This is a genomic window from Paenibacillus sp. sgz302115 (assembly GCF_056120445.1).
On sequence record NZ_JBVYOK010000006.1, the window covers coordinates 156,116 to 169,738 of the forward strand.

The 13,623-nt window shown below is 47.0% G+C and carries 11 protein-coding genes; 10 read left to right on the forward strand and 1 reads right to left on the reverse strand.

The window, feature by feature from the left end; all coding sequences use genetic code 11:
• The first annotated feature begins 58 nt into the window (after window positions 1-58).
• From AC0LWN_RS14280 to AC0LWN_RS14325, 10 genes are all read left to right on the forward strand, one after another.
• Entirely contained in the window at window positions 59-1,207 is a 1,149-nt protein-coding gene (locus tag AC0LWN_RS14280; protein WP_474666337.1) for a GntR family transcriptional regulator, read from the forward strand.
• A gap of 229 nt (window positions 1,208-1,436) precedes the next feature.
• A complete protein-coding gene (locus AC0LWN_RS14285; protein ID WP_474666339.1) occupies window positions 1,437-2,729 on the forward strand; it encodes a glycoside hydrolase family 125 protein in 1,293 nt (430 codons plus the stop codon).
• 98 nt (window positions 2,730-2,827) lie between these two features.
• Complete coding sequence (locus tag AC0LWN_RS14290) at window positions 2,828-4,207, forward strand: extracellular solute-binding protein (protein WP_474666341.1); 1,380 nt, start codon at window positions 2,828-2,830, stop codon at window positions 4,205-4,207.
• A 67-nt stretch (window positions 4,208-4,274) separates the two neighbouring features.
• Window positions 4,275-5,141: a carbohydrate ABC transporter permease gene (locus AC0LWN_RS14295; RefSeq protein ID WP_458966524.1), complete on the forward strand. Its 867-nt coding sequence runs from the start codon at window positions 4,275-4,277 to the stop codon at window positions 5,139-5,141.
• A gap of 21 nt (window positions 5,142-5,162) precedes the next feature.
• On the forward strand, window positions 5,163-5,984 hold the full coding sequence (locus AC0LWN_RS14300; protein WP_458966525.1) for a carbohydrate ABC transporter permease: 822 nt from the start codon (window positions 5,163-5,165) through the stop codon (window positions 5,982-5,984).
• Between the two features lie 16 nt (window positions 5,985-6,000).
• Window positions 6,001-8,784, forward strand: coding sequence for an alpha-mannosidase (locus AC0LWN_RS14305; protein WP_474666343.1), 2,784 nt, complete (start codon window positions 6,001-6,003; stop codon window positions 8,782-8,784).
• Window positions 8,785-8,955: 171 nt separating this feature from the next.
• Window positions 8,956-9,987, forward strand: coding sequence for an ROK family protein (locus tag AC0LWN_RS14310; RefSeq protein ID WP_474666345.1), 1,032 nt, complete (start codon window positions 8,956-8,958; stop codon window positions 9,985-9,987).
• An 80-nt stretch (window positions 9,988-10,067) separates the two neighbouring features.
• Window positions 10,068-10,352 (forward strand): hypothetical protein, encoded by a 285-nt coding sequence (locus AC0LWN_RS14315; protein ID WP_474666621.1) that lies wholly within the window; start codon window positions 10,068-10,070, stop codon window positions 10,350-10,352.
• Window positions 10,353-10,456: 104 nt separating this feature from the next.
• On the forward strand, window positions 10,457-11,068 hold the full coding sequence (locus AC0LWN_RS14320; protein WP_474666347.1) for a sugar O-acetyltransferase: 612 nt from the start codon (window positions 10,457-10,459) through the stop codon (window positions 11,066-11,068).
• 110 nt (window positions 11,069-11,178) lie between these two features.
• Window positions 11,179-11,817: a sugar O-acetyltransferase gene (locus AC0LWN_RS14325; protein ID WP_474666349.1), complete on the forward strand. Its 639-nt coding sequence runs from the start codon at window positions 11,179-11,181 to the stop codon at window positions 11,815-11,817.
• Window positions 11,818-11,827: 10 nt separating this feature from the next.
• Here AC0LWN_RS14325 and AC0LWN_RS14330 read toward each other — a convergent pair whose 3' ends face one another.
• A complete protein-coding gene (locus AC0LWN_RS14330; protein ID WP_474666351.1) occupies window positions 11,828-13,612 on the reverse strand; it encodes a cache domain-containing sensor histidine kinase in 1,785 nt (594 codons plus the stop codon).
• Window positions 13,613-13,623 lie beyond the last annotated feature (11 nt).

Genomic DNA, 13,623 nt, shown 5'->3' on the forward strand with positions numbered 1-13,623 from the left:
AACATGGTATATTAGGTTATGTCATTAAGAGAGAGAGTTGCAATGGAGGTACTTGATTATGGCCAATGACTCAGGTTCGAAGCCGATGTACGAAATGATTTTTCAAACGCTTCGGGAGCGGATAACAAGGAATGAATATAAGATCGGAGACCGGGTCCCGTCTGAGAAAGAGCTCTGCAGTGAGTTTGGGGTCAGCCGGATTACCTCAAAAAAAGCGCTGAAAATGCTGGCCGATGAGCAATTGATCATCCGTCAGCCGGGCAGAGGCTCATTTGTAGCGGATTCGAATTCTGCATTGCTGAAACCATATGACAACCAGCAGACCGTCCGGACAGCCGGCAAGAAAAGAATTATCGGGCTGGTAATTACGAACTTCAGTGATATGTACGGTACAGAGCTTATATACGGGATGGAAGAAGCTTCGCGGGAGAATGACTGCTTCCTTGTTGTACGGCGGTCCTTCGGGATCCCGGAATTAGAGGAAAAGGCGATCCAACAGCTGTTGGGACTTGGGGTAGACGGTCTGATCATCTTCCCTGCACAAGGAGAATACTTCAGTGCCGAAATATTGAAGCTGGTGATCCAGAAGTTTCCGTTTGTTATGATCGACCGGTATTTGAAGGGGATACCAGCCTCCTCAGTCAGTACTGATAATGTTCAGGCGGCCAAAGAGGCGACACGTTATCTCTTCGAACTGGGACACCGGCATATCGGGTTTCTCGCACCGCCGCCGGCGAATACAACGACAATAGAGGAACGGATCGATGGTATCATTGAAGCCCATGTGGAGCACAACCTGCTGGTGGATCGCGAAATATGGATGGAAACGATTACTTCTACGATGCCGAATGTATTTGATCCGCAAGCCCGCGTAGATGATGTAAACAAGCTGGTGGAGCATCTAGAGAAATTCCCCAATATTACTGTGCTGTTTGCTGCGGAATATAATATTGCTCTGCTGGTGGAAGAGGCGGCAGGCAAGCTGGGATTACGCATACCTGAGGACTTGTCCGTCATTTGTTTTGACAGCCCTGAGTCTCATGAGGGTTGCCGGATTACGCATATGCGGCAGAACCAGTTCGGAATCGGCAAGCAGGCGTTCGAAATTGTCCTTAATATGCAAGGGAATGAGCAGCCAATTACCCGGATTCTTTTGCCGGCGGCATTAATCAAAGGAAAGTCGGTATCGTCTGTCAAAAAGGACTGACCGGGAGCGCATTGCTTTATATCGGGAACGAAATCAAAGCCTTCAAAAAGAAGGCTTTTTTTGTTATATGATTTAATATATTACATTGATTTTAGTACCAATATATCAATAAGACATATTCTATTATAAATATACCAATAAATATATTGACATATTAATATTATTTGTTTACTATGATGAAAGCGCTTGAAATTGATATATTAACAATCTGGAGGTGCCACTTTCAACCTTGAAACTGCAGAATGAAATCCCAAAGTCAGTATATGGTCTGATTGAAAAGGTGAAAAGAGAGCTAACTGACTCACCAAAACTCGCAAAAATGTTTGAGGACTGCATTATTAATACGATTGGAACGACAATTTCACGAAAACCAGATGGAACAACATTTGTTATAACAGGTGATATACCAGCTATGTGGCTGCGTGATTCAGCCGCTCAAGTTCGTCCTTATCTGCTGCTTGCGGCAGAAGATCCGGGGATGGAAGAGATGATTGCCGGTCTGGTTAGACGGCAGATGAAATATATCCTGCTTGATCCGTATGCGAATGCCTTCAACGAACAGCCAAACGGCAACGGACATCAATCGGATCTTACCGAGATGAGTCCATGGATATGGGAGCGCAAATATGAAATTGATTCTCTGGCCTATCCCATTCAGCTGAGTTATCTGCTGTGGAAGAATAGCGGCTGTGTTACCCAATTTGATGAGAGCTTCCATCGGGCTGCACTTGAAATAATTAAGTTATGGAGAGTGGAGCAGCATCATGAGACACAATCGGCCTATCTGTTCCAGCGTTTGGATGCACCGCTTACGGATACGCTGATTAGAGAGGGAAAAGGTAGTGAAACAGCATATACGGGGATGACCTGGTCCGGCTTCCGCCCGAGCGATGATAACTGTGAGTATGGCTACCTGATTCCATCCAATATGTTCGCAGTAGTTGTGCTCCGATACCTGGAAGAAATCGCAAATGAGATTTATGCAGATCTTGAGCTGGCGACCGCCGCACAAAAACTGGGAGATGAAATTAACCGGGGCATTCAGGATCATGGTATCTTCACGCACCCTGTATATGGAAGAATCTATGCTTATGAGACAGATGGCAAAGGCCACTATAATCTTATGGATGATGCCAACGTTCCAAGTCTGCTGGCGTTGCCTTATCTGGGCTATACTGACGAGAACGATGAGGTATACAGAAATACCCGGAGGTTTATCCTGAGTGAAGATAATCCTTATTACTATAAGGGAAAAGCTGCTGAAGGTATTGGAAGCCCGCACACCCCGGAAGGATATATTTGGCATATTGCGTTGTCTATGCAGGGTTTGACTTCTTCAGAACGTAGTGAAAAAGCACGTTTGCTGCAATTAATTCAGGATACGGATGCGGATACAGGCTTCACTCATGAAGGATTTTCCGCAGATGATCCCCGGGAGTTTACCCGTCCATGGTTTTCCTGGTCGAACATGCTGTTCAGTGAACTGATTATGGATTATTGCGGATTCCGGGTATTGAAATAGCTCTATTACTGTCCTATCAGTGAAGATAACGGCCTAGCCGTTATTTTCGGACCTGTTATGAAAGCGTTATGAAATTAAATAAAAAGGGGCAAAGACAAATGAAGACAAACAAATTGAAAGTGACAATCACTGCAGCCATGGCTTCACTTCTTCTCTTGACAACAGCATGTTCTAGTAGCAACTCAAATTCAGGAGCAGCAGAGGGTGGCAAGAAAGAGGTTACGATTACTTTCCGTTCGTCGGGTTCAGAAGATACGCTGACCAAATACTTTAAATCCGGGCTTATTGAGAAATTTGAGACAGAGAATCCGGACATTAAAATCAACATAGCTCCGGTATTGGCCAGTGAAGGCGACTATACTTCTAAGATCGTTCTTCAGATGAAATCCCCTGACACAGCGCCGGATATTGTGGCAGAAGATACATCCATTATTAAATCGGATGCTGCAGCGGGATATCTTGAACCGCTGGATACGCAGGTAGCCGAGTGGAGTGACTGGAAGGGCAAGTTCATTGAGAACCTTAAATCCGGTGTAACCGGGGAAGACGGCAAAATTTATGGTGTCCCTGCTACTTCAGATACACGTGGCATCTGGTACAATAAAGAGCTGCTTGCAAAGGCGGGAATCGCTGTTCCCTTCCAGCCGGCTAGCTGGGAAGAGGTACTTGAAGCTGCACGTACCATCAAAGATAAGCTGCCGGGCGTAACTCCGCTGAATTTGATCGTGGGTAAATCGAGCGGTGAAGGTGTGACGATGCAGACACTGGAAATGCTGCTGTATGGAACGAACGATACGCTCTATGATAATGAAACCAAGAAATGGGTTGTAAGCAGTACCGGTCTTTTGGATTCTTTCAAATTTATCAATCAAGTATTCAATGTAGATAAAACAGGACCAACCATGCAGGTTGCCCTTAATGGGCAAGCTGGCAGCATTGCCTTCCAGCAGCTCTTCCCGCAAGGCAAATTGGCCATGGCGGTTGATGGAAGCTGGGCAGGATCGACCTGGTTTGAGAATGGGGCGGCTCCTATCGAAAATGTAGCAGACAAAATGGGCTTCGCTCCATTCCCGACGCAGAATGGTCAAGAGCCTGGAGCAATCACCATGTCCGGCGGATGGGCCTGGTCGATTCCGGCACAGTCGAAGAACAAAGAAGCAGCATGGAAATTTGTCGAGTTCCTGATGAATAAGGAGAATGCTACTGCCCGTGTAGTGGCCGAAGGTAACCTGAGCCCGCGTAATGATTCTGTGGATGTAGCAGGATACACGGATCGTACATTTACTGCTGAGGCTCAAGCCTTGTTGGATGTGGCGAAGTTCCGTCCGGCTAATGATCAGTATGCTACCGTATCAGCACAACTGCAGAGTATTGTAGAGAGCATTGCATCAGGCAAGCTAACTCCGGAAGATGCAGTAAAACAGCTGCAGGATAATGTAACCCGCTCGCTTGGTGGAGACAAAGTAGAAGTTAAATAGAGATTTGAAAATCTGTATAAAGGGGAGAAGAAATTCTCCTCTTTCGGATTTGGAGGGGGAGTGACCTATGAAAAGGAAGTCGCGGGGCGCATTTCTATTTCTGACGCCTTCTGTCTTGCTGCTGCTGATATTCTTCATTGTTCCGATAATTCTGACCATTTGCTTTGCATTTACCAATATGGCCCTGACCGGGAGCGCAGCCCAAAATCTGCAGTTTATCGGTTTTCAGAATTTCACCAACATGTTTCAAGATCCTGATTTCCGGATCAGTGTCTGGAGAACATTAGTATTCCTGATTTTCTCGGCAGTAATCGGCCAGGTTGTCCTGGGATTCATTCTGGCCTTATTAATGAAGGAAAAGAATGTAACCTTCCGCCGGATCATCGGCATCATTGTTATTGCGGGCTGGGTAACACCAGAGATCGTAGTGGCGTTCTGTATGGTTGCTTTCTTCAGTGATAACGGATCTTTGAATCAGATCATAGGCTGGTTTGGAATTAGCCCGGTATCCTGGTTATTCAGCTTTCCGATGGTTAGTGTAATTATCGCAAATATTTGGCATGGTACAGCCTTTTCAATGATGGTCTATCAATCTGCACTGGATGAAATTCCTAAAGATATAGAGGAAGCAGCTACGATTGATGGAGCAGGTAATTTCAAAATTCTGCGTTACATCACGATTCCTATGGTGAAAAGTTCAATTGTCACTAACATGATGCTGGTCACGCTGCAGACACTGGGTGTGTTCACGCTCATCTATACGATGACCGGAGGAGGGCCGGGAACGGCTACTCAAACTCTGCCGGTATTTATGTACAATCAGGCATTTGTCAATTATCAATTCGGATATGGTACAGCCATCTCACTGGTGCTGCTGCTGATTGGAATTGTTGCAAGTTTGTTCTACATGAGATCAATGAAAGTCAAGGTCTAACCCTGAAGGAGGTGCATCACTGTGGTCAAGCATAGGCTTCAACGTAATATCCAATATGGAATCCTGGTTGTTCTGGGACTGTGTTTCCTGCTCCCGCTGCTCTGGATTCTGCTCGCTTCGTTTGATACAAATGCCCAACAGGGCATACGACTGCCCAATTTCACGCTGGATAACTTCTCTGCGGTGCTCGGAGACAGCGGTAATCTGCGTTCGTTCGGTGTAGGTATAATTCTCTCTGGCGGGCAGGCAACACTGGTCGTAATCGCATCGGTTCTGGCTGCGTATCCTTTGTCCCGATATGAGATGAGATTCAAAAAGAGCTTTCTGCTAAGTATCCTGTTTATGACTGCTCTGCCGATTACGGCGGTTATGGTTCCTGTATTTCAGATGTTTCTTTACTTCAAATTACAGAACTCAATCTTTGCCACTATGCTCTTTCTCACTTCATCCTCCCTGCCGTACGGGATCTGGATGATGAAGAGCTTCATGGATTCCGTACCTATTGATCTGGAAGAAGCAGCCTGGATTGACGGCTCATCCGTATGGGGCGGACTAAGAAGAATTGTAGCTCCGCTGATGCTTCCGGGTATTGCAACCATTGCGATCTTCACATTCTCGGGCAGCTGGGGCAATTTCTTCGTGCCATATATTCTCCTGCAGACACCTGAGAAGCTGCCGGCATCCGTTACCATCTATCAATTCTTCGGCAGTCATGGCATGGTCGAATACGGAAGACTTGCTGCTTTCTCATTGCTCTATACCATGCCTTCCGTAGTGCTGTACATGTTCTCCCAGCGGTATATGTCCAAAGGGTTCAGTATGGGCGGAGCGACTAAAGGATAATTGGAGGCATACGTAAATGACCAATAAAAAAACGGCGCATATCATCTCGCATACACACTGGGATCGTGAGTGGTATATGCCTTACGAGCATCATCATATGCTGCTAATCGAATTGATGGACAAGCTTTTGGATACACTCGATCAAGATCCGGAATACCGTTATTTCCACTTGGACGGACAGACGATTATCCGCGAGGATTATCTGCAGGTCCGGCCGGAGCAGAGAGAGCGGCTGGATCATTATATCCGTGAAGGACGCATCCATTTCGGACCATGGTATGTGCTGCAGGATGAGTTCCTTACCAGCGGTGAAGCTAATCTCCGCAACCTGCTGATCGGGCACATGGACGCCAAGCCTTTCGGGATCATCTCCAAAACGGGGTATTTCCCGGATTCCTTTGGGAATATGGGGCAGGCGCCACAAATTCTGCAGCAGGCAGGAATTACGAATGCAATCTTCGGGCGTGGTGTTAAGCCAACGGGCTTCAATAATACAGTCGGTGAAATGGATAGCTATGAGTCGCCTTACTCTGAAATGATCTGGCGTTCTCCGGATGGCTCGGAAGTGCTTGGTGTGCTGTTTGCCAACTGGTACTGCAACGGGATGGAGGTTCCTGCCGATCCTGCCCTTGCGAAAGCTTACTGGGATAAAAATCTCGCTGACGCTGAGAAGTTTGCTTCTACCACGCATCTGCTGTTTATGAACGGATGTGATCATCAGCCTATTCAAACCGACCTGTCACAGGCTATTCAGACAGCATCAATCCTCTATCCTGACGTTGAATTCGTGCATTCGAATTTCGACCTGTACCTGAAGGCGCTGAAAGACAATCTTCCTGGAGACCTGGTGACTGTTGAAGGCGAGCTGCGCAGCCAGCATACGGATGGCTGGGGGACGCTGGTCAATACGGCATCTTCCCGGGTGTATCTGAAGCAGCTTAATCAGGCAGGCCAGACTCTGCTCGAAAAAGTTGCAGAACCGCTCGCTGCGTTTGCCGGACTGGCAGGATTGCAGGCCTATCCGCATCATCTTCTGACTTATGCGTGGAAGACGCTGATGCAAAATCATCCGCATGACAGTATCTGTGGCTGCAGCGTGGATGAAGTGCACCGTGAAATGGTGACCCGCTTCGCCAAGAGCAGCCAGATGGCGGAAGCAATCGCAGCACAGAGTGCCGGTGCATTGGCTGAAGCCATTGATGTAGCCGGGGTAGCAGCATGGGGAGAAGCCCCTGTTCCGTTTACAGTGTTTAATACGAGCGGCTGGCCAAGAACCGGAACCATTACTGTGGAGCTGATTACGGCGAAGAAATATTTCCCTGAAGGGCCAACTCCGCAGTCCCTGGCGAGAGAACTGGGCCAGGAGCCTCTGGATTCCTTCCAGGTTATGGATGAAGAGGGCACAGTATATCCGGCTAAGCTTGAGGATCTGGGTGTCCATTTCGGATACGAGCTTCCCAAGGACCGTTTCCGGCAGCCATATATGGCCCGGAAAGTCCGGGTTACATTCCCTGCTGGGGAGATTGCCGCTCTGGGATACCGTACGTATGCACTGGTTGCCGGCGCAGCGGATACGGCAAGTGCCGTACTTGATGCCGTAAAGGTTCAGGGCAACACTATGGAGAACGCCAAGCTGAGTATTACTGTTGCTGACAATGGTACGGTCACTGTCACAGACAAGGCGTCAGGTGCTGTATACGCTGGACTTAATGCTTATGAGAATACAGGTGATATCGGCAATGAATATGTATACCGCCAGCCGGAAGGCGAAGCCGCGCTCACTACTGAAGGCTTGCAGGCTGAAATTACATGGGTTGAGCAATCCCCATTCCGTGCTGTGGTTGAGACAGTCCTGCGCTGGGAGATTCCGGCCAGCGCCGATGAAACCTTCCTCACGGAGAAACGTGAAATGGTTCCATTTACAGAACGCCAGGCCAAGCGTGCTGCGCAGATGGTTCCGCTTGTACTGACTACGCGTTATACGCTCGAAGCCGGCAGTGGAATGCTTCAGGTGAGAACAAGCTTCAACAATCTTGCCAAAGACCATAGGCTGAGAGCGTTGTTCCCTACGGGCCTTGCCGCAGATCATCATTATGCAGATTCCGTCTTTGAAGTGGCCAGACGAAGCAACAAGCCTGCAGCGGAATGGGTGAATCCGAGCAATGCCCAGCATCAGCAGGTATTCGCCAGCGTTGCTGACGGAGTGAACGGGCTTGCGGTTGCGAATAAGGGCTTGAATGAATATGAAGTGCTGCTGGACGGGAAGAACACGATAGCAGTTACGCTGTTGCGCTCATCCTCCGAATTGGGAGACTGGGGCGTGTTCGAAACCCCGGAGGCACAGTGCTTGGGTGCGCAGGCTGTAGAATATGCGATCATTCCTTATACAGGTGATGGGGCAGTATCCGGTGCATACGCACAGGCATATCAGTATCAGATTCCGTGGACAGTTGTCCAGACACAAGGTCCTGCCAGCAGAGTTGCTGCAGTGTCCAGTAACGGACAGAACTCTGATAGAGTTACATTGCCGGTATCCGGGCAGTGGCTAAGCTGGAACTCAGAGGCTTCGCCGCTTGCGTTCTCTACTTTGAAGTTCGCCGAGGAGACGGGGGATCTCGTTGCACGCTGGTACAATCTTAATGCAGAAGCGGCAGAACTTAAGGTTCATCCTTCGTTTGGAACAGAAGCGATATATGAGAGTAATGTTCTGGAACGCCGCATCTCCAAACTTGACACAGAAGAACGGAAAGTGGATGGGTACAAAATAATTACTCAGGTTTACCAGTTAGTGAAGAAATAAAAAGGCTTATTTCAAAACACCTCCAAGAGATGGTCTCGATTCATAAATAATGACCTTGGAGGTGTTTTAAGCGTACATTTTTATGGAAAAGAGTAGACAAAATAAAAATAATGGTTTATGTTTTTACTTATTGCAAGTGTTGCAATAAGTGTTGACATAAGGGGGATGATGATGAATCCAATTACAAATAATACGATGCGCGTTAAGAAAATGAATCAGGAGCTTGTCCGGCAGACACTCAAAGCAAATAGGAAGGCTACAAAAGCTGCAGTGGCAAAATCAACAGGTTTAAGCATAGGCACATGCGGGAGCATTCTGAATGAACTTTTAGCAACAGGTGAAGTGTTGGAGAATGCAACAGAAGAATCTAGCGGTGGGCGGCCAGCCAAAGTATATCAATACAATATGGATTTTGCTTATATTGCTAGTATTATCATCAAAGCTGGATTGAAAAAGCATTCTATTGAATTTATGGTAACTAATTTGGCTGGGGAAGCAGTGGAGCAGGGGCATGAGGAATATATGCTGCTGGATTTTGCCGCTATAGATCAAATAACTGGTCGTCTTGTCGCCCGCTATCCAAAGATTCAGGCTATAGGATTTGGTGTTCCCGGAGCAGTTAATCAAGGAATTATGAATATCAGTGATATTGAAGAATTGATAGATGTTGAAATTGAGACGTTAATCCGTGAGAAATATGGCGTTGAGGTTATTTTAGAGAATGATATGAATTTAACTGTGTATGGCTTTTACCACAAACAAGAAGATGAAGAAGAGAAGTCTGTTGCTGTTGCGACTTTTATCGAAGGCTGCTTCCCTGGATCAGGCATGATGGTGAACGGGCATATTCATAGAGGGAGTACTTGCTTTGCCGGAGAGATATCTTTCCTGCCCTATGGGATGTCCCGTGCAGAGCAATTTCAGCGGTTGCATGACCGAAACACCTTTCATTCTACGGCCGCTCGTGCAGTAAGCAGTCTAATCGCCGTCATGAATCCGGAAATGATTGCTTTGACAGGAAGTCTGGTGCAGCCTGCAGATATTGATCTGATTCGTCAGGAGTGTCTAAAGGATATACCGGAGATGCATATGCCACAGCTTACGTTGCTCAAGCATCCGGAAGAGGACTACATGCATGGTCTAATCAGAATGACGCTAGAAAGCCTATCCTATTCATACCATCTGGTGGAGAAGAGAAGCTGAGATAAAACTTGCCTTTATATAAATTTAATGAAAGGGGTGAGGAATGAAAACCGAAAAACGATGAATACTCTGTCTTCTCGATTCTTAATGATGTGGTTCCTGAAATAGAGTATCCGGTTCGCCTCGCTACATTACAGACTGTCAACTTTAGCGTGCTAATCATTGGCCCAATTATCTGTGGCATGCTAACTGAATACTGGAACTGGCGCGTATCACTATTTGCGTTGTGCCCGCTATTTGTAGCCGGGTTAGCTTTGATTTGGTTCTTTATGCCTGATTATAACCAGCGAAAAGTCTCTGAAGCACAATATGTTCCTCAAAATATATTGAAGGATTTACAGATCGGCGACTTACTGAAGCGGTGAACAACTGATTGCTAAAGGAACAGCGTTTATTGGCTTTATTCAAGGTGTTGCGTCTGTATTGGGGGGCGTCGTCTTTTCTCTCACTAGAAAGGTAGGAACAGAAAATGAATCAAAAAGAAAGAATGCTTGCAGGACTCCCGTACAAAGCTTGGCTGGATGGATTAAGTGAAGAGAGGGTCGCTAACAAGCTGAAAATTCATGAATATAATCTACTGCGCCCCGACGAAACTGGGAAAAGGGATGAATTGATCCGCAGCATCCTTGGCAATACAGGCAAAAATGTGTACATCGAAGCCCCCTTCCATTGCGACTACGGCTCGAATATCTCAGTAGGCGAAAACTTCTATGCCAATTTCAATTGCACCATTCTAGATGTCGGCAAGGTTGTTATTGGAGAGAATGTCATGTTTGCTCCGAATGTGTCTATCTATACGGCGGGTCATCCCATTCATCCGGACTCCAGAAACTCAGGGTATGAGTATGGTATTGCGATTACAATCGGAAATAATGTGTGGATCGGAGGCAACGTTGTTATTAATCCCGGCGTGACTATCGGAAACAATGTGGTGATTGGAGCAGGCAGTGTGGTAACCAAAGACATACCAGATAATGTTATCGCGGTAGGAAGTCCATGTAAGATTATCCGTGAAATCACGGAGGAGGATCGGAAATATTATTATAAAGACAAAGAGTTTGACGTGTCGGATTATGTTTAATATGGATATAAGAGGTGTGGATTATATAATCAGACCAATGAAGAACAAAAAGAAGAACGGCGACAACTCTTGAAAGGAATTCATGGAGTGCTAGTTAAGGAGATGAGTAAATGACTGAAGAAGAACGGATTTTTAAGGGGATATTGTTTAGTCCAAGTAATACCGAATTAAGAGCGATAAAACTTCATGCTCATAATCTAAGCAACCAATATAGCCGCACTTACGAGGAGCAGACGGAGGAACGTGAAGCGATACTGACACAGTTACTTGACAGTAAGGGAGAACATTGCTTCATCCAAGGACCTGTTTTTTTTCATTACGGTATTCATACTGAAATTGGCAGTCACTTTTTTGCAAATTACAACTTAACTGTGCAGGATGATGCAAGAGTGACGATAGGTAATTATGTCAGTTTTGGGCCTAACGTAACGATTGTTACACCTTTTCATCCGTTTGTGGCATCTGAGCGTCGACAAATGCTTGATCAACACGGTGATGTGAAGTCACTGTGTTATGCCAAACCCGTTAGCATCGGAAACGATGTTTGGCTCTCAGCAAATGTAACTGTGTGTGGAGGTGTTACTATCGGAGACCGATGCGTGATAGGTGCGGGTAGCGTTGTGACCCAGGATATCCCGGAAGACTCCTTTGCTGCAGGTGTACCCTGTAGAGTAATTCGTCGAATTACAGATTCGGATAGTATGCGTTTTAGACCGGAAATATTGGCGGATTGTCGCATTATCGAATAGAAATCATGTATTAGGGAGAGCAGGCAGGGATTCCGGCTGCCGGGATCCGGATGCTGACCTGTGTGCCGATGCCGGGAGCACTGAAAATCTGCACGCCATAGCCTTCACCGAACAGGAGTGCCAGACGGCGGTTGACGTTGGCGATCCCGTAACCGGAGGAATATTCACCAGTGCCGTCACCTTGGCTCTGTTCCGGAAGGCGGGCGGCTGTCTCCGCAGGCATCCCCATGCCGTCGTCGATCACCTCCAGCACAATATCTTCCCCGTTCGGATAACCGCGGATAATAATATTCAGCCGCGCTTCGTCATCCCAAATCGCATGATTGATGCAATTCTCCACGAACGGCTGCAGAGTGAGCTTCACGATCTGCTTGGGCAGCAGACTATCGTCAATCTGATAATGGATATTCAGCAGCCCGCTGAAACGGGTCTGTTGAATGGCGAGATAATGCTTGGTCAAGGTGATCTCTTCGTTGATGGAGATAATCTGCTTGCCTTTGTTCAGGGAAATCCGATAAAATTTCGCCAGATCGGTGACCATCTTATGGATACGGGCATCCTCATATTTAATGGCCAGCGAAGAAATGGAGGCCAGCGTATTATAGAGAAAATGCGGATTGATCTGGGCTTGCAGCACATTCATCTCAATTTTCTGCTTGGCAATCTCCTTCTTGTACACCTCATTGATCAGACTGTTAATTCGCCCGGACATATTGTGGAAAGCCTGGCCCAGCTGGCCGATTTCATCATTCCCCATCTTGGGCGGAGGGCCGTTGAATTCGGTCCGTTCTGCCCGGCGGATCATTCTGAGCAGATCAATGACTCTGCGTGTAAACAGCCTGGCCGTCATATAAATGAGCAGGACCGCAAGCAGCAGGCAGACCAGGGCCACAGGCATAAGGCGGGCGGCGGCGGCTTTGGCCAGACTGGCAAAATTGTTGTAAGGTACAATAGTTACTGTCTTCCAGCCGGAATTCAGCGTGTCATACACAACTAGCACGCGTTCCCCGTTATAGGTACTGTCAAATCTCCCTGAGGCTTCCTCAGGAAAAGGTTCGGGCAATAACTGCCGGAGCGGCCGTCCGAGCACCTTTTTGTCCTTGCCGGAGAGAATATTCCCTTCACTATCCACGATATAAATACTTTTGTTCTCATCTTCCTTGGCAATCAGCGAATAAATATCCGATTCATTAATGTTCATAGACAATATACCATAAGGAAAATTCAGGCTGTAATTATTCAAGAGACGGGCCAGCATTAGGGTTGGTGCTTGTCCGTTCTCCAGGGACTTCGTTATGAATACGGCATTTCCATAAGTGCCATCCAGGGCTTCGAACAGGCCGTCCTTGCCCGTATCCGTATCCAGCGCTTTAATCAGCACATTGTCTTTGGGCAGCGAGGTATTGGCTGTGTAGATGGTAATGCCGGAAATACCCGGGTTGCTGATTCTGACAGAGCCTAACAGATTATCGAAATAAGTGTAGGCTTCCAAATACAACCGGTTGTCGCTGTAAGTGCGGGTCAGATAGCCGCGCAAGGTTCCGTCCAGAAACAGGGTGTTGGATATCTTCACATAATAGTCCAGCTTGTTCTGAAGATTGGCGTTGATCTGCGCAGTGGTGGAGATCATCGCCGCATAAGACTGATCCCTAAGCTCATTGCGGATTGAGGTATATGAGAAATAAATCAGCAGGGACAGCGGCAGAATGGAGGCCACAAAAAAGACGGCAAACAGCTTCCTCCGCAGATTCATATTTATAAAAGCAGCGCCGATCCATCTTCGTACTGTGGACACACGGTTCACCA

Bases quoted from the DNA above. Each gene is read 5' to 3' on its own strand.
- AC0LWN_RS14325 (WP_474666349.1), top strand. From the start codon at position 11,179: ATGACTGAAGAAGAACGGATTTTTAAGGGGATATTGTTTAGTCCAAGT.
- AC0LWN_RS14320 (WP_474666347.1), top strand. From the start codon at position 10,457: ATGAATCAAAAAGAAAGAATGCTTGCAGGACTCCCGTACAAAGCTTGG.
- AC0LWN_RS14290 (WP_474666341.1), top strand. From the start codon at position 2,828: ATGAAGACAAACAAATTGAAAGTGACAATCACTGCAGCCATGGCTTCA.
- AC0LWN_RS14280 (WP_474666337.1), top strand. From the start codon at position 59: ATGGCCAATGACTCAGGTTCGAAGCCGATGTACGAAATGATTTTTCAA.
- AC0LWN_RS14295 (WP_458966524.1), top strand. From the start codon at position 4,275: ATGAAAAGGAAGTCGCGGGGCGCATTTCTATTTCTGACGCCTTCTGTC.
- AC0LWN_RS14310 (WP_474666345.1), top strand. From the start codon at position 8,956: ATGAATCCAATTACAAATAATACGATGCGCGTTAAGAAAATGAATCAG.
- AC0LWN_RS14305 (WP_474666343.1), top strand. From the start codon at position 6,001: ATGACCAATAAAAAAACGGCGCATATCATCTCGCATACACACTGGGAT.